The organism is Leisingera sp. McT4-56 (assembly GCF_020514995.1).
Taxonomy (GTDB): Bacteria; Pseudomonadota; Alphaproteobacteria; order Rhodobacterales; family Rhodobacteraceae; genus Leisingera; species Leisingera aquaemixtae_A.
In genome coordinates this window covers 1-23,629 of the sequence record NZ_JAJALF010000012.1, presented here as the reverse complement: position 1 = coordinate 23,629, position 23,629 = coordinate 1, and the positions used below count along the sequence as shown (strand labels likewise).

The window sequence follows — 23,629 nt, the reverse complement described above, 5'->3', positions numbered from 1 at the left end:
CCGCCCCCTGCCCGCCTGCGCTGCCCTCCGGTGCCGGCGCGCAGGGCAACAGAAGAAACGCCAAAGCAGGACACAGCAGGTTCCGCCATGAACATGGAAAACCAGATCGAGAGTGCCACCGACATCCGCGCCTCCGCGCGGCCCACCAACCTGAGCGCCGGGCTGGAGCCGCTGGCGGCCTATGCCCGCAAGGCGCGGCGGCTGGACGGCGCGCTCACCGCCCTGCAGGAGGTTGCAGGCGAGCGGGTCCAGCGCAGCCTCGCCCGTCTGCAGGAGGAACTGGCCGCCTTCGAGCCCAGCGTTACCCTGCTGGGGCAGGTCAAATCCGGCAAGACCTCGCTGGTCAACGCGATGGCGGGCTGGGCCGATCTCTTACCGTCCGACGTGAATCCCTGGACCTCGGTTGTCACCTCTCTGCATCTGGAGCCGGGTGACAGCCGCATCGAAAACAAGGCCAGCTTTCAGTTCATGACCGAGGAGGAATGGGACCGGCTGACCACCAAGGGCGGCCGCATAGGCGAAATGGCGGGCCGCGCCGGCGCGGGCAGCGAGCTGCAGAAGATCCGTGCCCAGATCGAGGAGATGCGCGACCGCTCCCGCCAGCGGCTTGGCCGCAAGTTCGAGCTTCTGATGGGCCAGAAGCACGACTACGGCTACTTCGACAAGAACCTGATCGAACGCTACATCTGCCTCGGTGACGACTTCGACGACGAGGATCTGGGCGAGGTCGACGAACAGGGCCGCTTTGCCGACATCACCCGCGCCGCCGATTTGTACCTGAACTGCCACAGTGTACCGCACCGTCTCTGCCTGCGCGACACGCCGGGCGTCAACGACACCTTTATGATGCGCGAGCAGATCACCATCCAGGCGATCCGCGACAGCCGCATCTGCGTGGTGGTGCTGTCGGCGGGCCAGGCGCTGACCTCGGTCGACATGGGGCTGATCCGGATGATCTCCAACCTTAAGTCGCGCGAGGTGGTGATTTTCGTCAACCGCATCGACGAACTGGCCGACCCGGCAAACCAAATCGCGGAGATCGAGGCCAGCATCCGCCAGACCCTGGAGACCCACCATGGGCCGCAGGAGGCCACCATCCTGTTCGGCAGCGCCTACTGGGCCAACAAGGTGCTGACTGGCGGGCTGGAGGATATGGACCCGGCCAGCTCCGCCGCGCTGATCAACTGGGCTGAGGCGTCGGTCAATGCCTCCCACGCCAAGGCCACCGCCCAGAACATGGTGTGGGAGCTGTCGGGGATCCCGGCCCTCAACCGCGCCGTTTCCGAACGCATTGCCGCCGACCTCGGCGCGCCGCTGCTGGAGCGCATCGCTGCCTCCGCCACCACCGCCGCCACCGGCCAGCAGGCCGCCAATGCGGTGCTGGTGCAGGGCGAGGGCAGCGGCGGCGGCGCTAACATGCACGACGTCCGCACCGCCTTCGAGGGGATTTGCCAGACCCATATGGAGGCGCTGGAAGCGGAGCTGAGGCTTGTGCTCGACACCTTCCGCGACCGCGCCGACCGGGCCCATGCCACCTTTACCGACCGGGCCACCCATTCGCTGATCGACCATCTGGAGAAATGGGGCGAGGACTGCCATTGGGAATATGACCCGGCCGGGCTGCGGATGCTCCTGCGCTCTGCCTACTCGGTGATGACCAGCCGCCTGCAGTCCGCCTCCCTGGCCCGCTACGAGGCTGCAGTGCAGGATGTGGCAGAGCTGCTCTATGACGGTTTCGGCCAGGCGGTCGAGGGCATCCAGCTGGCGGTGCCGGAAGTGCCCCAGCCCGCCTCACCGGTGGCCCTGGCGCAGTCCATCGCGCTTGATTTCAACGACAGCTGGTGGGCCTCCTGGTGGCGCCGCACCCGCGGCTACAAGGCCTTTGCCAAACAGTTTCGCAAGCTGATCGCAGGCGAGACAGAGGATTTCATGACCCAGCTCAAGACCGTGCAGACGGCGGACGCACGCGCCGCCATCCTCGCCCGGCTTCAGACCTTTTTCGACGATCAGCGCGACATCCTGCTGGAGATCGCCGACTGCTCCCGCGGCGGCGGCGACATGCAGGCGCTGTTTGCCGGCGATGAGGCCGGCCGCCGCCAGTCACAGACCGCTACTGCCATGGAAACACTCAGGAGTTTCACCGCATGACGTATCAGACTGCCTCGCAGGCCACCGCTCCTGCTGCCGCCCCCTTCGCCCCTGAAGCCGCCCTGCCGCGCAAACCCCGGCTGGCGCTGATGGGCGAATTCAGCGCCGGCAAGAGCACTCTCACCAACCTGCTGGTCGGCCGCCAGCCGCTGCCGACCCGGGTTACCGCCACCCGCCTGCCGCCGGTGTGGATCTCGCACGGGGCGGAGGGCGCCCGCCTTGTCGGCACCGACGGCAGCGAGGCGCCGGTGCCGCTGGAGGATCTGGCCAGCGTGCCGCTGGAAACCACCGCGCTGATCCGCCTGAGCCTGCCCGCCGAGGCGCTGGAGCTGTGCGACCTGATCGACATGCCCGGGATCTCCGATCCCAACATGCCCGCCAGCGTCTGGCAGAACCTGCTGCCGGAGGTCGACAGTGTGATCTGGTGCACCCATGCCACCCAGGCCTGGCGCCAGTCCGAGGCCGCCGCCTGGGAGGAGATCGCGGCCCGCCTCGATGCCCCCAGCACCCTGCTGATCACCCATTTTGACAAGCTCAAGACCCCGCGTGACCGCGACCGGGTGCTGCGCCGGGTGCAGAAGGAAACCGGCGATGCCTTCAACGCCATCTTTCCGCTGTCGCTCAGCCAGGCGCTCTCCGCCGGCGAGGACATGGAGGCCTGGAAGACCAGCGGCGCCGACGGGTTCATCGAATACCTGGTCGACCTGCTGCTGAACTGGTCGCAGCCGGGGCGCGGTAGCACGGCGGCCCGGGACCGGGCTGCGGCGCAGCCGCTGCAGCCCGATCAGGCGCTGCGGGCAGAAGTGCTGGACATCGCTGCCCCCCGCGGCAGCAGCGCCCAGCCGCCGGTGCCCGCCGAGGCCGAAAGCGGCCCGCGGGTGACGCCGCGGCGGGTGTCAGCGGCCTCGCGGCGCAGCCCGCGGCCGGACCGCCTGCCTCCCGAAGCACCGTTTGACAGCGAGTAAGGACGCCATGCCGCCACGACCCGTGCCACAGCCCGTGCAGGCCCGCAGCGGAGGGAGCCGATGACTCTGGCCCGCCAGCTCGACGATCTGCGCCGCCAGGAGCCCGGCTGCCGCCTGGCTGCCTTCGGCGATCTCGGCGCCACTATTGTCCTGCGCAGCAGCAGCGCGTCCGGCCACCCGCAGGAATATCTTGACGATCTCTGTCAGCAGGCCCGGCGCGGGTTCCTGGCGCTGGATGCCGCCGCCCGGGCGGCGGGCACCGCAGCGGCGGCCCCGGCGGACGACGTGCTGGTGCTGGCCCCGGGCGAGGCACGGCTGTTCCTGCGCGCCGCGGGCGGGACCGGCGATGCGGTGCTCTGCGTTTGCGCCGATGCCGATGCCGCCACCCGGCTGGCCTTCCCGGCGCGCCAGCTGCTGGCAGCCCTGGTCGGGGGGGTGTGATGGCGGATCCGGCACATCAGGCCCCGAAGCAGCAGACCGCCGCGGCGAAGCTGCGTCAGGCGCTGGCCCGGCTGACGGAACCGGCAGACGCCGGACCGGCGGCCGGGCAGGAAAGCCTCAGTGCCGCCGTGCTGCGGGAAATCAGCGAAACCGTGCTGCCGCGCCAGCTTACCCTGGTGATCGGGCAGCAGCCTGCCGCAAGCCTCACCCTTGCGCAGCGCAGGCTGGCAGGCCTCAGCCTTGCCGCCGCCGCAGACTCCTCCCCCGCCGCCGAGGATCCGACCGCAGCGGCGCAGCTGTTTGCCGCCCGCCTGCGCCGCCTGGAGGCGGCGGCTGAGGCGCAGGGCCGGGGCTTCTGCTTCCGCCGCCGCCCCTGTGCTGCACCGCAGGGGGCCGGCAGCTGTTCGGCGCGGATGCTGGAGGCCGCACTCTCTGGCGCCGGCCACGGGCCGCTGGACCGCTTCCGTGCCCAGGCCGCCGACCAGGCCGCCGCCTGGCTTTACTGCCCCCGCGGCAGCGGCTCCGCCGAAACCGCCGGTCCTGCGCCGCTGTTGGCCCAGCTGGAGGCGGTGCGCAGCGCGCTCACCGCCCGCGCCGCCCGCCCCGCCTCTGCCCGGGTGCCGGTGCCGAAACCCGACTGCCTGCTGCTGCCGGTCTCGCCGCAGCAGCATATCCTGGCGGCCTCGGACGGCGGCGCGTTGCTGCTTCTGGCGCTGCCGCCCGCCGCGGCCCGGGCCCAGGCCGCCGCCTGGAGCGGCCTCTACGGCTGAGCCCGGGGCGCGCTGCACAAAAAGGAGGCACACGCCCCTGCAGCAGGCGTTTGTACTCGTTTCCGGGTTTGCCAGCCGCAATTTGGCCGCTACAACCCGGGGACAGGCGGCTGCGGCAGCGCAGCCCGCACACAGCCCAATGGACCCCGACGATGACCGCCACAGCTTCCGCCGCGTTCGACATCACCGCCGCCCGCCCCTCGGACCCGGAGGCCACCGCGCTGATCCGCCGCCATCTGGCGCAGATGGCGGCGCAATCGCCCGAGGAAAGCTGCCACGCCATGGACATCAGCGGGCTGGAGGGGCCGGAGGTGAAATTCTTCCTGCTGCGCCGGTCCGGCCGGGCACTGGCCATGGGCGCGCTCAAGGACCTCGGCGACGGCGCCCGCGAGCTGAAGTCGATGCACACCTTGGTCGAGGCCCGCGGCAGCGGCGCCGGCCGCGCCATGCTGGAGTTCCTGCTTGACCTTGCCCGCAGCGAACAGGCCGCCGCGGTCTGCCTGGAAACCGGCTCCACCGATGACTTCTTGCCCTCGCGAAGGCTGTATGAGTCCTTCGGCTTTGCGCCCTGCCCGCCGTTTGCGGATTACGCCGAAGACCCCTGGTCCGTGTTTATGCGCCTGGATCTGCGCGCCGCGGCTTGACCCCCGGCCGGAGCCTGTCATAACTGGCGCCAAGCGGTCCCTTAGCTCAACTGGATAGAGCAGCTGACTTCTAATCAGCAGGTTGAGGGTTCGAGTCCTTCAGGGATCGCCATAGTTTAATTTTACTGCATGAAATCAATAACTTAGACTGTTTTTTGCGCTGTATAATCGGTTTGTATACCTTTCGCACTAGTTGCCGCAGATGCAGGCCGCGCAATGACAGTTCATTGATCGGACTCAGTACAAACTCAAATTGCATCCTCCTAGCCTTCGTAAGAGCAAAGTTTTCCCGACATGTCGCTGCCTAGAGACTGCGGAGCTTAAAGGAGCATCGCTGAGCACCCGCCAATGGTTGCCAGCAGGGACAACCTGCGGACGAAGCGGCCCTTCGCCGCAACCTCAATTTGGAAGGTTGTGAATGTCAGCTTAGCGCCGAGGGTTTGAAACCGCCCGTCTGTTTGTTTTCTGGTGTTCGGTAGGCACGCTCCTAGCAGCGGCCAAGAGCTTACACCTTCCGCTGTTACGCAGCATCGGCACTGAAGATGGTAGTCATTGTTACCCCTCGACGTAACCTTTCGACTTAAGTGCTGCTTCTGTATTCATGCTTCAGCAATAGGCAAGGAGACCGCCCCCAAAAGGATCGTCATTACTTTGCTAGCGACCAGATCTCATCCGCGCACTGATCCATCTTCTCAATAATGTTTGCCATACGCTTAGTATGCCTGCGTTGAGGAACATACAGCTTTCCATGCCGCCCTCTGGCTTCAATTATTATCCCTTCTGCCAGTGCATATCGTAGGAATGCTTCGGCGGAATCTTTGTCCCAATATTCTTCAAGCCCTCTAAGTAGTGCTTCCTCTTTACGACCTCGTCCCTTTTGGAAGAACAGCTTCTTGATGACAGATATAATCGTCTTTTGACCCTTGGTGAGTGGTAACTCACTTATGCGGGCAACGTTCTCAAGATTGTCAACGTGATCAACGGAACATTCAATAAACGCTTCGGGAAGGCGCTCGATGGAACCAATTCCAGAAACCCTCTCAGCAAGTATTCTTTCAAACCTACACTTTTCAAACTCCGCACCCTCCAGAGAAATGTCACCAACGGTGGTTTCCGAAATAAATAAATTCGAAATTGCCTTTTGGGAGAAGTTGAGGGAATCAAAGCTTGCCGAAGTTACATTGAGTGAATTGAAGTCAATGTGATCTTCATCGCTCTCCAACTGGGCGGCCACAACGTCAGCTGCTACTTGAAAATTACCATGATTTTGGCAGAATTTGGCAAATTTATGAGCATCACCCCAATTTGTGACATTCTGCGACAGGAGCCGAGATCCAAAATCACCCACACCCTTCAGCCATTTCTTGTGAGATATCTCCTTGTTTGTGTAGTATATGTGATCTCTTAGGGCCAATCCCTTAAGTCCACTTTTCGCGTATTCGTCCACAAAGACACGATTTGAGTTTCCTGCATCAGTGCGACCAAGATAAGGCAATCGCTGCAACATTATCGAAGACTCGTCTAGCGGGGTAAGTCCGGAGACTTGGAAGAAAGAGTCATTTATTTCGTCTGGGGAGACTTCCTCAGAGCTGTATGGTTTTTCTCTTGTTCTTTCCGCCAGGGACAAAAGGACTTTCTTCAAAACTTCATCATCGATGGAAGGGTGAATTTTGCGCTCCCTTGCGCAAATGGCCTCCAGAAATCTCTCAAAAAAGTCTGCCTCATCATTCGCATTATCAGTGATCGCTGAAATCTCATCGGCTTCGAGCTTCGCAAACAGTTGGCAGATTAATGGTTTGCGCGGCATCCAGTTCGGCAAGGAAACAAGCTTTGTATTCGACTTAAGGTACTCCTCGAGTTCGCTCTCAGAAAACTCTTGCGGGCACGTCAAAAAATCTGCGCTGTCGGAAACTCCAATGCACTTCCGAAGTTCACCATCATCCGAAAAGTAATGTTCTCGTCCTGTTATTAACACTCCGCCACGGGAGCATTTTGATACCAAGTCATAAACACCGACCAAGCTTCGACGCCTCAGCTCCTTCAGACGCTGAACTTCACCGGTCCATGACTGGGATCCTATCTCGTCAAAACCGTCGAGCAAGAATTTCACTTTTCCTGCGGCGGCCAGTTTCACGAGGTTGTCTGCGTATTTACTTAGACCAAGAGACTCCAAGTGAGATCTGATAATTAGATCAAAACTATTCAACCCCCAGCATTCCCGCAAGTTAATTGCCAAAACGGGAAAAAGGTTTCCATTGCAGGTCAGCAGTGAAAAAACCTCTTGCACGCACCTAGACTTTCCAGATCCAAATTCACCTAGGAGAACTAACGTTTCACCTGCCGCCACTCGTTCAGCAATTTCCTCTAACGAGAATTTTTTATTCCCCTCTTCTGAAAAGTATGTTACTTCAGAGAAGAAGGCGTCGTCTTTCTCTCCTGTGTCGGGGTCAACGGCACTGCCAAAATTACTTTGAGAGCGCACATAGTTGTAAGCGCTTCTCCCTACAAATTTCTCAGAGAAATCTGTTACTGACATCACTTCAACTTTGTTTGCTCTCCCGGTATCTTTTAGAGATGTTGTGTCGCCAAGAGTAATGAAATAACACTCGACATACACTCCTGCTGCCATCTGCGCCGGTCGAATGCTGCCGAATTTCGCCAAATCTGTTCGAAGTTTGTGCAGGCTGTTTTCTCGAGATACCTCAATAGCGACCCAATAGTCATCGCGCAATTCAATAATTCCATCGCATTTTACGCCAGCAACATACCGTGGTTCACATTTTCCATCCCAATGGGTTTCCGCAATTTCTCGAACCTGCAATTCAAGATCTGCCCAATCCACGCCCATATCCACCTCAATGATTTTTTTGTTGAATCGATTCTCAGCGCAAGCAACCGCAGCTCGTAGCTATAACTCACCATTTCAATGTTTGATAGAGTGTGCGCAAGGGGCTGCAACTCAAATGTGACTTTGAGTCGCTCATACCCCAGTTGATTGGTGCGATAGCTCCCTCGCCTGGTTGGTTCAGGCTCAACGACAGCGAGAGACTGGCTTGTGTCTGAAATCCTACTGTGGAATGCAACTCTGCCTACACCCGCCTATGTGGTATCGCCTTCAGCCCGAGGACGGCATAGGGGGGGGGGCAAGCTGGCGACTGCGGTCGCGGCATCTCAGCTTAGTACTAAGGGCGGCTATGGGCTCTTAACGGCCAATCCAACAATCTCTAGTGCAGTACTGAAAGGGGGAGAACAGTACAGCATGAGTTGGCAAGGCTTTCCCCAACTGAGGGATGTCAGCCAAGTACTGGGCAGAGATTTCTTAAGCGATACCAGTTATACAGGCCTGTCTGTAACCTATTGAAAGATATAGCACCACTTTCAGGAATTATACAGCATAAGCCTTTGATTTTGCTTGAACTATGGTGTCCTTCAGGGATCGCCATTTTCTCCTTTTGTTGCTGCCAATTAGGCATAACCTTGCACACTTTGGGGGTTTTTGATGCACACCCTGTGTCAAGTGGAAAGTGCCAAGTGAAGTTGAGAGTAGTAAAGGCTCAGATAGAAAACGCTTTCGCTCCTCGACCGGCCCCAGGGGACCAGCAGGCAAATGTCAGCTCATGAGCGTGTTCAGGACGGGTGCAACCTCCTTTAGGAGGTAGATAGGTCCGATAGCCACACCATTCAGCCGGAAAGCTTCAATCCCGTGAGCTGCAAAAGCCGCCAGAATCGTGTTCCGGTGCAGCCCGGTCTCCTTCACTATCACCGTCGGCGGGGTGAACTTGTCATGGAAAGCAGCGATGTCCGCACCGGACATCCGCCACTGGGAGCGCTTTGTCACCGGGTGCAGAACCTCCATCGCAGGCGTATGGCCACCTTCGATCAACGCTTGGAACGCCCCCTTCTCCCGCACTCCGATTGAGCGGGCAAAGGCAGTTGCGTTCACCTCCCCTTCCATGGCCGCCATTTTCTGCTCGCGGGGGCGAAGTAACTCCGACTGATCAACTTCGGCAACGTTGACGACGAGTCCGTGATACCCAAACGCCTCAGCGCGCTTGCCGACCCTCAATCTGCCGTCCCTGATCGCAGCGATAACCTGGCCGACAGAAAGACCCACTCGCTTGTGAACATGCTGGATCGTTTCCCATCCTGGCGTACCAGCTTCTAGCATAATAGCTTTTCGCTCCAGCTCCTTGAGCAGGAACAGCCCATCAGACACCCGCCAGGGAGACTTGATCGTTGCAACTTTCGTCCTGGGCGCCAGAACGCCGTCAGCTTCTAGAGATTTGAGTTCGACTAGCGTCGCGCCCATTGCTTTGCGCATCGCAATCGGCCCGACCAAAGTCGGGATCTCCTCCAGAAGGGGTTTGTATTTCTTTGCGTCGAAGGTCTTGCGAGCATCAGCGCGCGTGTCATCAGGAGGGAACGCTCCAGCCTCAGTCAGGAAACCGTTGAGGACCGACTTGCCGACCCCGGTTTCCCTGCTTGCCGAGGCAAGCGAATGGAAGCGTCGTTCAGGCACGGTTTGACCGAGAACCTCATCTCCCGCCTCGACCGGCCAGATCCTCAACAAATGCCGACGTACAATATCGCGAAACCCATCAAAGTTATCATCGCTGCGATAGAGGCGACCAAGTGCCTCGAGCAGCATCGGCAATGCCTGTTTTGACCCAAAGTACCCCCCATCCCCCGCCTGCAAAATGCGATCGAGCGCACACGTGATTGCCTCAGGCCCTCTCGATGCGGCATCAAAGCCTTTGGCCTTCGCAGCAGGGTCGTCAGCTTCAAGTTCCTGAGCACGGAGGAGTTCCTTGCCAAGCAACGCACAGAAGGTCATGGCGGCAAACAAAGGCTGAGTTGCCAGCCATGTTTTGTCCTCACCTTGCGACAGGCGCCGATCAAGCCAGACGTCATAGGCGGACGGCTCAATCAGATCGCAGTCAAATTTGCCCGCCAGAAGGTCTGGCAGGATTTCAGCCAATCTGGCACCAGCATCATCACGATTTACAGGCCGCGAGCTTTCCCAAAGTGGCATCAGAGGATGGCGGTGCCGCAAGCACACATCAACACGACGGCACAGCCAGTCTCCCGCCATGGCCATGTGCCTCAGCGGAGAGGCTTGTTTTTCTGCCGCCTCGCGCAGGCAATGAGGGCAGCCGCGGATGACGGGGTTGCGTACGGCGCGGGCGACAAAAACTTCCCCGCGAAATTTCATGCGTACACCCCCGATACGCTCACCTGTCCATGACAGCATGGTTGACAGCTGATCGGGCGCCAAACCGGATCAGGTGGCAAGAATGTCAATTGCTTCCTGCTCCTGGTTCAGGATTCGCTTTAAGCTAACGCCAAGATCAAGGGCAAATCCGGTGGCGCCGGTACCATTGATCGCGGCCATGCGCGAAAAGAAGGAGGGAAGTGTCTCACGCTCCGAAGGTTCGACCGCCAGGGGCAACGTTTCTATCAACGGGGTACTCCGTTTCATTCTTGCATAACTTTAGGGCAAGATCGCTTATGCAAGCGCGAGTGTCCAACCCGTGAGGCCCCAGGATAGATTCAGGATGGTATCTACCCCACCGTTGGTTGCGAGTGTGCTTCAAGGTAAGTTCGAGACCATTGGCCCGGCTGTGTGAAAATTTTGAGAAGTTTGTAACCCCAGGATTGGGAACAGACATTCATATCTGCTCCTTCACAGTAGACAGGACAATATCTGTCTTGCCTCAGGTAGGGCCAAGGTCAGGAATGCGCAGGAAGCGCCCATTGCAAACTTGGCCGTTTGACGCAAAAAGCTGAGGTTTTGTGCTGCGGCGCAGCCCGCCGTTTCTGCCGTTCGCTGCGACTGCGAGGTTCTGGAGCCGGTGAACTCACACAGTCGGGACAATTCTGCCGTTCACTGAATGTCGGCCAATGGCGGTTACAGCCGCCATTCCCATGGTGTCCGATGGCGCTGCAGGAAACCGGCCACCGTCTTGAAACCCGTCTCAAATCAGCTTGGTCTCGACTGCTTTTGGGTCAAAACATCACGTTAAGCATAACTATTGAAACGGCCAGAAAAAGGACCGTCATAATACCTCCGCTCTTCAAAAAATCTGTAACCTTGTAGCCGGCCGGCCCCATTATCAGCGCATTGACCTGATGCGTTGGGATGATGAACGAATTCGATGTCGATATAGCTACCGTCAGCGCAAAGAGCGCCGGGCTTGCCCCAGCGGCCACGGCGATCGAGACTGCCAATGGGACGAGGAGCACCGTTGCGCCGACATTTGACATCACCAAGGAGAATACCGTCGAAAGAATGGCCACGCCCACTTGCAGCGACCAGACTGGCCATCCGTCAAGAAGGACAAGAATATGCTGAGCAATCCACTCGGCAGTGCCGGTGTTCTGAACGGCTTGCCCGAGCGGGATGAGGCTGGCCAGCAGAAACACTGTATTCCACCCAACCGCGCGGTAGGCTTCGTCGATGCTCAAAACCCGGCTCAGCAGCATCCCGACCGCGCCGGTCAGGAGACAAAGGGACAGGCGCACATCCGTGAACAGGATGAGTGACAGCGAAATTGCAAAAAACAGCAGCGCCCAACCGACTTTGTGCGGCCTCAGCTCCTCTTGCGGAAAATCGGTGGTCACCACGATGAAGTCCCGGTCGGCCTTGATGCGCATCAGATTGTCCCAGCGGGTATGCGTGACCAGCATGTCGCCGGCCCTGAAAGGCACCAGCCCGATCTGGGTCGGTTCATGTTCTTCCGTTTTTACGTGGCTCAAGGTTTCCTCGCCCCGGTGGATCGCCATGAGGCTCAGGCCATATGTCTTGCGCAGCAGCAGCTGGCGCGGGCTTTTGCCGATCAGCTTGGAATCCGGCGGGATGACCAGCTCGGCGACACCGGCGTTCGTGGCGGCAAATTCCTCGACGAAGACATCCAGTTCAGGGCGGACCGTCAGCCCGTAGCGGTCCGCGAAATCCCGCACCACCTGCCGGTTGCCAATGATGGCCAGCCTGCACGGCGCTGCAATCTCGGCGGTCAAAATCTGAATCATCGACACTTTGCCATGGTAGAAGGTCGAGATGATGTAGAGATTGTTGTCGTTGTTGATGTCGGCCAGAACCTGCCCCACAAGCGCGCTGTCTGCAGGCACATCCACTTCAAAAACATCGGCGTGCAGGCCGTAGACACGCTCAAGGTATTCGGAGGTGCCGCCGCCGGAAACCAATTCGGCCGGTTCCGGCGATCCAGGCAGTACCCAGCGGCCAAGAAGCAAGAAATACAGAATGCCCGTGGCCACCAGCGCAACGCCGATGGGGGTGACAGAGAACAGCCCGAAGGTTTCGATTTTGGCCCCTTCCGGCAGCCCCCGGTTCGCAGTCAGGACCAGATCGTTCAGCAGGATCAGCGGGGAGGATCCGACCATCGTCATTGTGCCGCCTAGGATCGCGCAAAACCCCATTGGCATCAGCAGGCGGTTGGACGCAATGCCCGAGCGCACAGATATCCGGTTGACGACCGGCAGGAACAGCGCCGCCGCGCCAACGTTCTGCAGAAAGCTGGAAATAAAGCCGACCGTTCCCGACACGATCGGAAGCACCCGCGCCTCGGTCGCTCCGCCGTGTTTCAGGATGGCCGCTGCAACCTTGTTCATGATCCCGGTCCGGTCCAGCCCGGCGCCGACAATCATCACGGCAATGATCGATATGACAGCGTTGGAGGCGAAGCCATCGAACAGATGGGTTGCATCCGCCAGATTTTCGAGCCCTGGGAGGTAGCTCAGGATACCAACCAGCACGAGAACAAGCAGTGCCGCCAAGTCAATTCGAATGACTTCAGAGACAAATAGGAAAACCGTAAATCCGAGAAGCCCAAGAACAACTGCCATTTCATCTGTGAATTGTAGAGTTTCCATGTCACGCTCCGCAGCCCTCTATCCCCAAAACAACGCCGGATCGTGCGAGGAGAACTCGCACGGGCTCTCTAAGTGCTAACATATTTTTTTCATTTGTCTGATTTATGCGTAGCTTCTGATGTACGAGGTTGAGTAAACTTCAGACCATGCGTCGCGATGGCCGGAACCAAAAGTTTCTACAAGCAAACATGCCGCGGACGCGAATGACACGGGTTCAATTGAAGTAACTGGTGCAATCGCAAAATCTACGAGCTCTGTTTTCAATACTTCACTTCAAGTTGCGTGTACTGCGGCAATCGGAAGGCCGGGCTCTAGGCCGTCTTCACAAGTCCCAGGTCCGCCAAACGCTTGAACAGCGACTGCAGCGGCCTTATCCGGACCTCTGCTATTTTTAGAATACTGCACTGCGGCTTGTCGTAGGAGACAATTGCCAGTGCTCCCTTCACCGCAGTTTGGGTCTCCCAAACGGACATTGCTGCCGCTCGCTGAGTGTCTCAGGCAAGTGTCCAAACCAACAGTTCCACGTAAGGCAGAAAGCAGTTCAAGTTGGTCCTTGACGAGGCCAACTCTTACTAAGCATACCCGTCAACACCTTATGGAGCAGCCAGAGTTCCGGCGGGCTGCTGTTGCGTGATGCAGCCGATACCCCCGCCATCGAGCGCGATAAAAGTGCTGTCCACGCCCACGATTCTGCGGCCGGGGAACAGCTCTTCCAATTCGGCGCACGCCTGTTCGTCATCTGCTCCTCCAATCATCGGGGTGATCAGCGCATTATTGACGGCGTAGGCATTCACATAGGGCACCGGCATGGGCTCCCCATGGGCAGGATCGGTGTAGGGCAAGCGCGGCATCTCGATCACTTCGAGCTTGCGCCCCTTTGCGTCCGTTGCGTCTTTGAGGCGGCGCAGGTTTTCCTGGCTCAACTCATAGTTCGGGTTCAACGGATCGGTCACTGTCTGGGCCAGCACAACACCGGGGGCGAGGTACTCCACCACGTTGTCTGCATGGCCGTCGGTGCCGGCGTCCTCGACCAGCCCCAGCTCCAACCAGATCACCTTTTCTATGCCGAGATAGTCCCGCAGCAATCCTTCGAGATCGCCCTGCGACACGCCGTTGTACCGATTTGCGTTGCGCATCACTTGCTCGGTGGTGATCAAGGTGCCTTCGCCGTCGACAGTGATGCCGCCGCCTTCGCAAATGAAAGGCGCATGATAGAGCCTGATGCCGAGATGGTCGGCAAGATGTTCAGCAACGCGCATGTCTTTGTCGCAGGCGTATTTTCCGCCCCAGCCGTTAAACTGGAACTGAACCAGTGCGACTTCGCCCTCATCGTTCTTGACGAAGATCCAGCCGCTGTCGCGCAGCCAAGCGTCGTTGATCGGGATTTCCAGGATCTTGGCATTGCCGCAGCCGGCAAGCGCGGCCCGCGCACCGGCCGCGTCGCCGGGGTCGGCGATCACGGTCACCGGCTCAAATTCCGCCACCGCACGGACAACACCGGCATATTCCGCCCGGGACCGCGCCAGGTCACTTCGGTAGTTCAGCTCGGTCGGCCAGCCGATGTAGGTACGGGCGTGGGGTGCAAACCGGGCAGGCATACGGAAACCGTCAGCGTAGGGTGTTTTTACCATGGATCTCTCCTGTGGCGGCGGGGTTGCGGCGGCGCTGGCGCCGCCATTGGGTGATCTGCGGCCGGATCAGAAGCCGGCTTTGATCCGCTCGAATTCCTTCAGCATTTTCGCAGCCATCTCGTTGGGCACGCGGAAACCGAACAGGCTTTCAGCCATGAAGCTTTCGGGATCGGAATAGCCGTAAGCTCTGACAGCCTCCTGATCGGCGATCCCATAGGAACCAGCGTTGGCGTGTGCATAGCCCCAAGCCTCGATCAGGTATTTGCCGCTCTCGGCATCCGACAGCGCGTTCAGGAAGTCATACACGTCCTCATCGCTGCCTTCGCCGTCCTTGAGATGCACATAGCCGCAAGCCCAGCTGGCAACGCCCACCTCAGGGTCACGCACCAGTTTCACCGGAACATTATCGAAGATCAGCGACAGTTCGGTCGCATTCCAGGCCCAGGCGGCGTGGATCTCTCCTGACTTGATGGCCGCATCCAACTGCCCTTGGTCGCTCCAGTAGAAACGCACGTTTTTATGAACAGCCCGCAGGAAGTCCGACGCCTCCTGGAATTTCTCATCCGTCATTTCGCTCCAGTCGTTGACGCCAACAGCCAGCGCCGCAAAGCCGTAGGCATCTTCGACCACGTCCGGCAGTGAAACCTTGCCTGCCAGCGCCGGGTCCGCCAGCATCTTCAGGTCGATATCGCCTTCGACGAGATCTGTCCGGTAGACGAGACCGGTATTTCCCCAATCAAAAGGCACCATCCAGATTTGGCCGTCAGACGACACTTCCGGCAGTTGAGCCAATGTGGGAAGCAGTTCGCCCCAGGCATCCAAGCGCGCGGTGTCAATCGGCTTGATCAGGTCGGCAGCGCGCATCTTGCCGATCAGCCCACTGCAGGGATGGGCCAGATCGGCCTTGAAACCGGAACGCAGCTTGTTGAAGCCCTCGTGGTCATCCGCGAAAAACGAGAAATCGGGGGCGCCTCCATGTTTTTCGACATAGGCGTTAAAGAAGCCTGGATCGTCGTAGCCTGACCAGTCAAACACGGTGATCTGGCCCGCACTGGCGCCAAAGGCGGCCAGCGCTCCCAGGGCCAGCCCGGCCGAAAGGGATTTGATCTTCATGGGTATTCCTCCTCTCAGGACATTCGGTTCATTTCTTGGGAAGGGCGACGGCCGCACCGCCGCGAAAGCCTGACCACACGGCATCACCGATCTCAAAATGGTCGGCCCGTTCGAAATTTGTCACCGAGGCGATCAGCGGATCAGTCCGGCCCTCAAGCTCCAGGTAGTAGTGGATTGTTTCGCCATAGAAGGCCCGGTCGATCACGCGCGCCGGAACGGCCACATCGGCCCCTTCAGGGCGGTCGCTGCCGATATGAACGCGCTCGGGCCGCAGGCCGATCGTGACTGCGGCTCCAATGCCATCCGAAACGCCATGCGCATCGACCGAAAGCTGCCCGAACCGAGGCAATTCCACTTCAAGCTGAGTGCCGCCATTGGCCTTGATGCTGCCATCAAAGAAGTTCATCCCGCCGATGAAATCCGCGACCTGTTTGGTGTTGGGCTTCTGATAGAGCTCGTGCGGTGTGGCCACCTGTGCGAGCTTGCCCTCGAACATCACACCGCAGCGGTCCGAGATCGTCATCGCCTCATGCTGGTCATGGGTTACCATCAGGAAGGTGATCCCAACCGAGCGCTGTAATGCCCGCAGTTCCATCTGCATCTGTTCGCGCAGCTTCTTGTCGAGCGCCGACATCGGCTCGTCCAGCAGCAGGACCTTAGGTTCCAGTACCAGAGCCCGGGCCAGGGCCACCCGCTGGCGCTGGCCGCCGGACAGCTCATGCGCGCCGCGCCGGCCCAGCCCCACCAGGCCGACCTTGGCCAGCATGCCTTCCGCTCTGGCCCGCTTTTCTGACCGGCTCAGACCGGAGCGCGCCAGGCCGAAGATGATGTTCTCCTCGACGTTCAAATGCGGAAAGATGGCGTAGCTCTGAAACACCATATTCGTTGGCCGGTGGTTGGCATCAATCCCGGCCATTGGCAGGCCGCCGATGGAGATGGTGCCTTCCGACGGTTCCTCGAAGCCTGCGATCATTCTGAGCAGCGTGGACTTGCCGCAGCCCGAGGGGCCGAGCAGAGAGAAGAACTCCCCCTCCTTCAGCTGCAGGTTCACGTTCCTGACAGCCCGGAAGCTTCCGAAGGACTTGCTGACATTGGCGATATTGACGGCGATCTTATGGTCCATGCCGGTAGGTCCTACTCGGGTTGCTGTGTGAAACGTTCGCTGCGGCGGCGGAAGCGTTCGGCCACCAGCAGGAACAGAATGGAAATAAGGATAAGGAGCGAGCCGAGCGCGATCACGTTCGGCAGCTTCGCCGGAAAGCGCACCTGACTCCAGATATAGACCGGCAGCGTCGGGCTGTTGCCGGACAGGAAGAAGGCCAGGATGAACTCATCGAAGGAGACCGTAAAGCTGATCAGCAGGCTGGAAATGATCCCCGGCGAGACAACCGGCAGCGTCACCCGCCGCAGTGCGCCCCAGGAAGTTTCGCCGAGGTCAACGGCGGCCTCTTCCAGCGCATCATCGAACTGACCGAAGGCTGATGTCATGATCGACACGCAGAACGGAATGGTCAGCAGCGAATGGGCCAGGATCACGGTGAAAAGCGTGGTGCCGATCCCGATGCCGAGGAACACGATCAGCAGCGAAATGGCGATGATGATTTCGGGCATCACCAGCGGTGCCATGACGATGGTCTGGCTGGTCCGGCGCAGCGGGAAGCGGTGCTTGGTGATCGCGCGTGAGATCAGCGTGCCCAGGCTGGTGGCCACCACCGCCGAAACAACGGCCACGATCAGACTGTTTTTCAAAGCGTCAAACAGGGCCGTCTGTTCAGCCAGGCTCGCGTACCATTTTGTCGTGAAGCCTGTCAGCGGGAAACCGAGTACCTTGGAGTCATTGAAGGAAAACAGCGGCAGCAGCAGGATCGGCAGGTAAAGGAACCCGATATAGAGCACCGCATAGGCGGGCAGCAGCCTGCCAATCCGCGACAGAACGGCAACAACGCGGTTCATTTCAGGCTCCTTTCAATCAGTTTCAGGCCAAGCACCAGCAAGCAGGCGGCACCCGTCACGCAGACCACGGCCGACAGCGCCAGCGCCGCCCCCAGCGGCCAGTTGTTGGCCTTGCCGAACTGGACCTGGATCATGTTGGCGACCATTGCGCCGTCCGACCCGCCAACCAGCGCCGGGGTGACGTAATCGCCAACGGTGGGAATGAAGATGATCATGCTGGCACCGATGATGCCGGGGATCGACAGCGGCAGGGTCACCCGCAGGAAGCTGCGCACCGGCCCCTCCCCCAGATCCTTTGCCGCCTCCAAATAGCTGCGGTCGATCTTTTCCAGTGACACAAAGATCGGCAGGATCGCAAAGGGAGCCCAGGCGTGTGCCAGAGTCACCACCACGGCTTCGGAGTTGTAAAGCAGAGTGTCGATGGGGGTGTCGATGACACCGAGCCACAGCAGCGCGGAATTGACCACCCCGTTCTGTGCAAGAATGAGCTTCCAAGAGAACACCCGCAGCAGGTAGCTTGTCCAGAAGGGGATGGTCACCAGGAACAGCCACATCGCCTTGTTTTTCTTGACATTGAACGCGATGTGGTAGGCCACAGGGAAAGCCAGCAGAACGGTCAGCAGCGTCACCATGGCGGCGATCCGTACCGAGCGGAAGATCAGCGTGCGGTACAATGGGTCTGCAAAGACTTCCCGGTAGTTGGCCCAGGTGAAGTCGCGCGTCACATCCACAAACTCCTGGGTCCAGAAGGAGTAAGCAATCGTCATCCCCACAGGCGCTGCAATCAGCAACAGAACATAGAGCGTCGTCGGCGTGGCCAGCAGCAGACCCAGTCTGGCATTCTTGTCCAAAGTCACCTTGCTTCTCCCTCCGGCCGTCAGCCCGTGCGTCCATCAAAGGTGCTGATCGCGCCATAGAGGTCCGGCCGGCGGTCCCGGAAGACCCCCCAGTAGCGGCGCGTTTCGGCCACCGCATCCAGGTCGAACTCCGCGGTCAGAACCACACCGTCCTCGCGCTCGGCCTCGGCTATTTTCTGGCCAAATTGGTCGGCGATGAAGGAGCCGCCGAAGAAGGCCATGCGCAGTTTATCGTCCTCCGTGGCGACTTCCTCGCCCACCCGGTTGCTGGCAACGACCGGCACCAGGTTGGCACCGGCGTGGCCGCGCATCACGGTCTGCCAATGGGGAATGCAATCGGCATCCGGGCGGGTCGGTTCGGAGCCGATGGCGGTGGGGTAAAGCAGCATTTCCGCACCCTGCAACACCATGCAGCGGGCGGCTTCAGGGAACCACTGGTCCCAGCAGATCGCCGCGCCCACGCGCCCGAAGGCTGTGTCCCAGACCTTGAAGCCGGTATCGCCGGGGCTGAAGAACTGTTTCTCCTGGTAAGCGACGTCATTGGGGATATGCGACTTTCGGTAAATCCCCATGACCGTTCCGTCGGCGTCAATCATTGCCAGCGAATTGAAGTAGCTCTGCCCGGCACGTTCAAAGAAGGATACCGGCAGGACCACCCCCAGCTCCCTGGCTACGGAGGAAAAATGCCGGATTGCCGTGTTTTCCTCCACAGTGCTGGCCAGCGCGAAATGTTTGTGCGCCTGTTCGATGCAGAAATAGGGCGTCTCAAACAGCTCCTGGATCAGGATCACATTGGCACCGCGGCCGGCTGCGTCGCGCACCAGCTCCTCAGCCTTGGCAATATTGTTTTCCTTGTCCCAGGAACAGCTCATCTGGGTGGCAGCGAGGGTTACATTACGCATGGACGGGGGCTCCGGCTTTGGGTTGCTGCTGGGTGATGCAATGGATGTTGCCGCCGCCATCGGCGATCGCGTTGGTCAGAACGCCGACGACAATGCGGTCCGGGAACAGGCTGGACAGGACGTCCAGCGCCTCCTGGTCGTGCTCGGGGAAACCGTATTGCGGGACGATCACGCCGCCGTTCACCAGATAGAAGTTGATGTACGACAGGAAGCGGCGGCTGCCGTCCGGTTTGCGGTCTACAGGCGGCGAGGTCACCTGGAAAATCGTGAGCGGCTGGCCTGCCGCATCAGTCTCCGCTTCCAGAATGGCGCGGTTGTCTAGCAGGTTCTGATAGTCGGAATCCTCCGGATCGGCGCTGACCTGGCATAGGACACCGCCGGGCACAAAAGCCGCAACGACATCGACGTGGCCATTGGTCGAGTCATTCTCCAGCGTGCGGTTCAGCCAAATGACCTTGGACAGGCCCAGTTGCCTGCTCAGCTCTGCTTCGAATTCTTCCGGGGTTGGCCCGCCATTGCGGGTGCGGTGTTCATAGCATTGCCGCGTGACAACGCAGGTGCCTTTGCCATCAATATTGAGCGCACCTCCCTCGTAGACCATGGCGGACGGGTTCCGCTTTGCGCCCGCCAGCTCAATAATACGGGCTGCAACATTGGCATCTTTCTTGTGAGGCCACTCGCCGCCCCAACCATCAAAGGTCCAGTCCACACCAGCAAGCGAGCCATCGTCTCCCAGCACGAAGGTCGGCCCGTTGTCGCGCAGCCAACTGTCATCCAGCGGGCAAGCGACCAGCTCAATATTGGCTTCGTCTTCGAGCTCTCCGAGCCCATCGCAGTTCTCCGGGTCATAGAGCATGGTCAGAGGTTCGAACTGTGCGATGGCCTTGGCGACATCAGCATATTCGCGCCGCACTTGCGGCAGGTTATCGCCAAAGGTGCCTTCAGCGCAGGGCCAGGCCATCCAGGTCCGCTCGTGTGGGACCCATTCGGGCGGCATGCGGTATTGAGTCATGCGAGGTTCACCCCCTGCTTGATGAGATCGTCAGTTGTCTTGCGGATACCGGATTCAAGGATGTCGAACATTTGGTCGATTTGACCGTCCGTGATCACCAACGGCGGCGAGAACACGCACATGTTGATAATCGGGCGCAGGATGAGGCCGTTTTCCTGGCAATGGGCGTCGATCATCGCACCCACGGTCTTGTCGAGTGCGAGTAGATCGTCAGCTGACGCATCTGCTACGCACTCGACACAGCCGAGCAGCCCCTTGCCGCGCGCATCTCCGACAAGCGGGAGGTCAGCGAGAGCTCCGAGCCGTGCTTCGAAATGGGGAGTGACATTTCGCACATGCTCAAGGATGCCCTCGCGTTCGATGATCTCGATGTTCTTGAGCGCAGCGGCTGCGCTGACCGGATGGCCCGAGTAGGTGAAGCCGTTCGAAAAGGTCGCGTCCCGGGACTTGTCACCGGAAACGTCGGCAATCAGCCGGTCCGAGATGATGCAGGCCCCCATCGGCACATAGCCTGAGGTCATGCCCTTGGCGCAGGTGATGATGTCAGGAACGATGTCGAACACCGCTTCCGAGGCGAACCAATGGCCCATTCGGCCGAAACCGGTGACCACTTCGTCGGAGATGTAAAGCACGTCATGCCGGCGGCACACCTCGAGGCAGCGTTTGTGGTAGCCCGCCGGCGGGACAATCACACCGCCGGAACACAGGATCGGCTCAGCAATGAATGCCGCCACCTTATGAGCGCCGATCTGCAGAATGGCGTTCTCCAGATCCGCTACCTTTTCATCCAGAAAGGCCTCGATGCTCTGGCCTTCCGCGCGGACATAAGGGTTCACATTGGGCAGGAAGTGGGTCAGATGCGTTGCCTGGTCCAACCAGCCCTTGTCACGCTCCTTGCCGCTCATCGAAGCCGCCAGATAGGTCGAGCCGTGATAGGCCTTCTGACGCGAGATGACGATTTTCTTTTCCGGCCGTCCCAGAATGTTGTTACGGAACTGAATGAAACGCAGCGCACTGTCCACGGCGGTCGAGCCGCCGGTGGTGAAGAACACGTGGTTCAGATCCCCCGGCGTACGTTTGGCTATTTCATGGGCTAGGCGCGCGGACGTGGAGTTCGCATTGCTGAACGGTGAGAAATAAGCCAGCTCGCGCGCCTGTTCCGCCATCGCCTCGACGATCTCGGTGTTTCCGTAACCGATCTGCACGCACCACATGCCTGCCGGCCCGTCGATAAGGCGCTCGCCCGTTTCCGTTGTGACATAGATGCCTTCACCGCCTTCGGTGAAGGTCCTGTCGTTCTGGCCGATATAGGCCATTCCCTCCCACGGATGAACGAAATGCCCGTTGTCCCAATCGCGGACGGTGTCGAAGTCGGTGTTCAGCAGCGTCATGATCTCACCTGCGTTGTAACATTTATCACAAACTGAACATACATACATTCAAAGTCAAGAAAAGCTTTTGCCTTTGAGCCTTGGCTGTGTGAAGTCATTGGAAACTCAAGGTCATTCACTCAATGCAGAGAGGTTCAAAGGAGACGTGAGCGATACCAGCCAGCATGAGGAAGGGCTGAATGCCAGGGAATTCAGCAAGTCAAAGAATCGGCGCCACCTGCTGGATTCCGCCGCGGAAGCCATCTTCAAACACGGTTTCCGGGGCGCGACCATTGCTGCAATCCAGGAGATTTCAGGCCTGTCGCGGGGCATGATCAACCTGCACTTCAAGACCAAGGAAAACCTTCTGCTGGCGGTCGCCGAAGACTTGTCGAACAGTTACTCCGAACGCTGGAACAAGGTGGCCCTGGACCCGGACTTGCCCGCTGCAGAAAAGTTGAGGAGGATCATCCAGCTGGATCTTTCCCCGGACTTTCTGAACCGGCGTGACGTCGCTGTTTGGTTCGCCTTCCGCTCCGAGGTTTACTCGAACCCGGAATACCGCAAGTCTATCGATTCCAGGGATGCGAGCCTGCGGGATGTAATGATTGAGCTCTGCCAAACGCTTATTGACGAGGGGAATTACCCTGACGCCGACGCAGAACTCGCAACGGACGGTCTGATAGCGCTCCTTGAGGGAACGTGGACTGACTTCCACCTGCATGCAGAAGAATTCGATCGCAGCAAGGCAGAGCGTACCTGTCTGTACATTGCAAAGAGTCTATTCCCAGATCATTTTTGATCTCTTTCAGGTATGATTGCTACGACCGGTTTCCGGTTGCCGAAGTACTGGGTGCTTCTACCACTGCACAAGACGTTGACGGGAATCTGCGTGCTTTGAGCTTCAAGGAAACCCGCCGTCTAAGCGAGAGCGGAAGAGTGAACGTCCGCTGACGGCGGATTACTCAGCTCGTTCGGCAGGCGCAACGAAAGTCGGCTAACCGCCGTCACTTCGGGACGGCTCTAGTGCTGCGTCTGCACAAGTCATGTCCGCTTGGGGCTGAAACCGTCGACTGCGCTTGCGGCACCCCATGGACGCAGCAACGTCAGCTGTAAGCTCGAATGCCAACTTCTCCTGGGCATTGAAGAGCGGTTCAGACCCACCACTGGTCGATGGCTGCGATCTCTTCGTCAGTCCATCCGAAATGATGGGCGAACTCGTGAATAACAACATGCGCGATCAACTGGTTCAGCTCGACATCACCGCGGTCGCGCCATTCCGCCAGGATCGGCTGGCGGAAGAGCCAGACAACATCTGGAGGTGTCGCCATGTCGAGAACCGATTTCTCGGTCATAGGTATTCCCTCGTAGAGCCCCGTCAGTTCATATGGATCTGCAAAACCAAGTTCGTCCAGCATGGCGGGCGCAGGCCATTCGGCAATGCGCAGAATGACGTTATCTGCAGATGGTCTGAAGGCCCTCGGCAGGGAAGCTATAGTGGCGCGAGCGATCTTCTCGAAATGGTCAAGGTCGTGGTGCATGCGTTGTATATGGTTTCTCGGAGCGGTGTAGTGAACCGCCAGGCCGGAGGGAGGCAGTTTATGCGCCTGATGCGATCAGCAGCCTACCGCCAACTACTTGCCTCAGAAGAAAATATCTGCTTTGACCGAGAAACACTGAAAGCACAGGTGAAATATGGCAATAGACCTAGGGTCAGGACCCATTGATTTCAGGCTTTCAGCATGATTCACAGGCCGAAAACCGAGCGGTGACATGTCTAATCTCTTCTGGCCGACCGACGCGCAGATGGCCCGTTTGAAACCCTTTTTCCCGTAATCCCACGGCAAGCCGCGCGTTGATGGCCGGCGCGTCCTGAGTGGAATTATCTTTATCAACCGCAACGGCTTGCGGTGGCGGGATGCGCCCAAAGAGT

19 protein-coding genes, 1 tRNA gene and 1 pseudogene are annotated in these 23,629 nt (G+C 59.4%); 8 read left to right on the top strand and 13 right to left on the bottom strand.

Annotation, left to right across the window (positions count from 1 at the left end; translation table 11 throughout):
• Positions 1-87: 87 nt before the first annotated feature.
• The 6 genes from LHL23_RS14100 to LHL23_RS14075 all read left to right on the top strand — a co-directional run bounded on the left by LHL23_RS14100 (position 88) and on the right by LHL23_RS14075 (position 5,080).
• The gene (locus tag LHL23_RS14100) at positions 88-2,148 is read left to right on the top strand and encodes a dynamin family protein (protein WP_226430334.1); all 2,061 of its coding nucleotides are present in this window, start codon (positions 88-90) and stop codon (positions 2,146-2,148) included.
• Complete coding sequence (locus tag LHL23_RS14095) at positions 2,145-3,113, top strand: dynamin family protein (RefSeq protein WP_226430333.1); 969 nt, start codon at positions 2,145-2,147, stop codon at positions 3,111-3,113. The genes LHL23_RS14100 and LHL23_RS14095 overlap by 4 nt, the downstream gene beginning before the upstream one ends.
• Before the next feature lie 60 nt (positions 3,114-3,173).
• Positions 3,174-3,554 (top strand): hypothetical protein, encoded by a 381-nt coding sequence (locus tag LHL23_RS14090; protein ID WP_226430332.1) that lies wholly within the window; start codon positions 3,174-3,176, stop codon positions 3,552-3,554.
• Positions 3,554-4,324 carry a hypothetical protein gene (locus tag LHL23_RS14085; RefSeq protein WP_226430331.1) on the top strand — a complete coding sequence of 257 codons (771 nt, stop codon included), beginning with the start codon at positions 3,554-3,556 and terminating at the stop codon, positions 4,322-4,324. The genes LHL23_RS14090 and LHL23_RS14085 overlap by 1 nt, the downstream gene beginning before the upstream one ends.
• A gap of 152 nt (positions 4,325-4,476) precedes the next feature.
• On the top strand, positions 4,477-4,968 hold the full coding sequence (locus LHL23_RS14080; protein WP_226430330.1) for a GNAT family N-acetyltransferase: 492 nt from the start codon (positions 4,477-4,479) through the stop codon (positions 4,966-4,968).
• A 35-nt stretch (positions 4,969-5,003) separates the two neighbouring features.
• Positions 5,004-5,080, top strand: a tRNA-Arg gene (locus LHL23_RS14075).
• A 534-nt stretch (positions 5,081-5,614) separates the two neighbouring features.
• Here the strand turns inward: LHL23_RS14075 and LHL23_RS14070 are convergent.
• From LHL23_RS14070 to LHL23_RS14015, 12 genes are all read right to left on the bottom strand, one after another.
• Positions 5,615-7,822 carry an NACHT domain-containing protein gene (locus LHL23_RS14070; protein ID WP_226430329.1) on the bottom strand — a complete coding sequence of 736 codons (2,208 nt, stop codon included), beginning with the start codon at positions 7,820-7,822 and terminating at the stop codon, positions 5,615-5,617.
• A gap of 756 nt (positions 7,823-8,578) precedes the next feature.
• Positions 8,579-10,243: a TniQ family protein gene (locus LHL23_RS14065; protein ID WP_226430328.1), complete on the bottom strand. Its 1,665-nt coding sequence runs from the start codon at positions 10,241-10,243 to the stop codon at positions 8,579-8,581.
• A gap of 6 nt (positions 10,244-10,249) precedes the next feature.
• Positions 10,250-10,447 (bottom strand): TniQ family protein, encoded by a 198-nt coding sequence (locus LHL23_RS14060; protein WP_226430327.1) that lies wholly within the window; start codon positions 10,445-10,447, stop codon positions 10,250-10,252.
• A gap of 527 nt (positions 10,448-10,974) precedes the next feature.
• Positions 10,975-12,858 (bottom strand): SLC13 family permease, encoded by a 1,884-nt coding sequence (locus tag LHL23_RS14055; RefSeq protein ID WP_226430326.1) that lies wholly within the window; start codon positions 12,856-12,858, stop codon positions 10,975-10,977.
• Positions 12,859-13,451: 593 nt separating this feature from the next.
• Positions 13,452-14,489: an agmatine deiminase family protein gene (locus tag LHL23_RS14050; RefSeq protein ID WP_226430325.1), complete on the bottom strand. Its 1,038-nt coding sequence runs from the start codon at positions 14,487-14,489 to the stop codon at positions 13,452-13,454.
• A gap of 66 nt (positions 14,490-14,555) precedes the next feature.
• Positions 14,556-15,602, bottom strand: a complete 1,047-nt coding sequence (locus LHL23_RS14045; protein WP_226430324.1) for an extracellular solute-binding protein — start codon at positions 15,600-15,602, stop codon at positions 14,556-14,558.
• 28 nt (positions 15,603-15,630) lie between these two features.
• Positions 15,631-16,725, bottom strand: a complete 1,095-nt coding sequence (locus tag LHL23_RS14040; RefSeq protein ID WP_226430323.1) for an ABC transporter ATP-binding protein — start codon at positions 16,723-16,725, stop codon at positions 15,631-15,633.
• Positions 16,726-16,736: 11 nt separating this feature from the next.
• Complete coding sequence (locus LHL23_RS14035; RefSeq protein WP_226430322.1) at positions 16,737-17,555, bottom strand: ABC transporter permease; 819 nt, start codon at positions 17,553-17,555, stop codon at positions 16,737-16,739.
• A complete protein-coding gene (locus LHL23_RS14030; RefSeq protein WP_226430416.1) occupies positions 17,552-18,406 on the bottom strand; it encodes an ABC transporter permease in 855 nt (284 codons plus the stop codon). The genes LHL23_RS14035 and LHL23_RS14030 overlap by 4 nt, the downstream gene beginning before the upstream one ends.
• A gap of 26 nt (positions 18,407-18,432) precedes the next feature.
• A complete protein-coding gene (gene aguB / locus LHL23_RS14025; RefSeq protein WP_226430321.1) occupies positions 18,433-19,314 on the bottom strand; it encodes an N-carbamoylputrescine amidase in 882 nt (293 codons plus the stop codon).
• Positions 19,307-20,326, bottom strand: a complete 1,020-nt coding sequence (locus tag LHL23_RS14020) for an agmatine deiminase family protein (protein ID WP_226430320.1) — start codon at positions 20,324-20,326, stop codon at positions 19,307-19,309. The genes aguB and LHL23_RS14020 overlap by 8 nt, the downstream gene beginning before the upstream one ends.
• Positions 20,323-21,717 carry an aminotransferase gene (locus tag LHL23_RS14015; RefSeq protein ID WP_226430415.1) on the bottom strand — a complete coding sequence of 465 codons (1,395 nt, stop codon included), beginning with the start codon at positions 21,715-21,717 and terminating at the stop codon, positions 20,323-20,325. The genes LHL23_RS14020 and LHL23_RS14015 overlap by 4 nt, the downstream gene beginning before the upstream one ends.
• A 145-nt stretch (positions 21,718-21,862) precedes the next feature.
• Between LHL23_RS14015 and LHL23_RS14010 the strand changes: the two genes are divergently transcribed.
• Positions 21,863-22,498 (top strand): TetR/AcrR family transcriptional regulator, encoded by a 636-nt coding sequence (locus LHL23_RS14010; protein WP_226430319.1) that lies wholly within the window; start codon positions 21,863-21,865, stop codon positions 22,496-22,498.
• A 352-nt stretch (positions 22,499-22,850) separates the two neighbouring features.
• Here LHL23_RS14010 and LHL23_RS14005 read toward each other — a convergent pair whose 3' ends face one another.
• Positions 22,851-23,237 carry a metallopeptidase family protein gene (locus tag LHL23_RS14005; protein WP_222481985.1) on the bottom strand — a complete coding sequence of 129 codons (387 nt, stop codon included), beginning with the start codon at positions 23,235-23,237 and terminating at the stop codon, positions 22,851-22,853.
• 232 nt (positions 23,238-23,469) lie between these two features.
• On the opposite strand from LHL23_RS14005, the pseudogene LHL23_RS14000 reads away from it, so the two are divergent.
• Positions 23,470-23,629, top strand: a pseudogene (locus tag LHL23_RS14000) (transposase); the annotation flags it as partial.

Bases quoted from the DNA above. Each gene is read 5' to 3' on its own strand.
- LHL23_RS14040 (WP_226430323.1), bottom strand. From the start codon at position 16,725: ATGGACCATAAGATCGCCGTCAATATCGCCAATGTCAGCAAGTCCTTC.
- LHL23_RS14080 (WP_226430330.1), top strand. From the start codon at position 4,477: ATGACCGCCACAGCTTCCGCCGCGTTCGACATCACCGCCGCCCGCCCC.
- LHL23_RS14060 (WP_226430327.1), bottom strand. From the start codon at position 10,447: ATGAAACGGAGTACCCCGTTGATAGAAACGTTGCCCCTGGCGGTCGAA.
- LHL23_RS14090 (WP_226430332.1), top strand. From the start codon at position 3,174: ATGACTCTGGCCCGCCAGCTCGACGATCTGCGCCGCCAGGAGCCCGGC.
- LHL23_RS14085 (WP_226430331.1), top strand. From the start codon at position 3,554: ATGGCGGATCCGGCACATCAGGCCCCGAAGCAGCAGACCGCCGCGGCG.
- LHL23_RS14095 (WP_226430333.1), top strand. From the start codon at position 2,145: ATGACGTATCAGACTGCCTCGCAGGCCACCGCTCCTGCTGCCGCCCCC.
- LHL23_RS14020 (WP_226430320.1), bottom strand. From the start codon at position 20,326: ATGACTCAATACCGCATGCCGCCCGAATGGGTCCCACACGAGCGGACC.
- LHL23_RS14055 (WP_226430326.1), bottom strand. From the start codon at position 12,858: ATGGAAACTCTACAATTCACAGATGAAATGGCAGTTGTTCTTGGGCTT.
- LHL23_RS14035 (WP_226430322.1), bottom strand. From the start codon at position 17,555: ATGAACCGCGTTGTTGCCGTTCTGTCGCGGATTGGCAGGCTGCTGCCC.
- LHL23_RS14015 (WP_226430415.1), bottom strand. From the start codon at position 21,717: ATGACGCTGCTGAACACCGACTTCGACACCGTCCGCGATTGGGACAAC.
- LHL23_RS14005 (WP_222481985.1), bottom strand. From the start codon at position 23,237: ATGCACCACGACCTTGACCATTTCGAGAAGATCGCTCGCGCCACTATA.
- aguB (WP_226430321.1), bottom strand. From the start codon at position 19,314: ATGCGTAATGTAACCCTCGCTGCCACCCAGATGAGCTGTTCCTGGGAC.
- LHL23_RS14050 (WP_226430325.1), bottom strand. From the start codon at position 14,489: ATGGTAAAAACACCCTACGCTGACGGTTTCCGTATGCCTGCCCGGTTT.
- LHL23_RS14100 (WP_226430334.1), top strand. From the start codon at position 88: ATGAACATGGAAAACCAGATCGAGAGTGCCACCGACATCCGCGCCTCC.
- LHL23_RS14045 (WP_226430324.1), bottom strand. From the start codon at position 15,602: ATGAAGATCAAATCCCTTTCGGCCGGGCTGGCCCTGGGAGCGCTGGCC.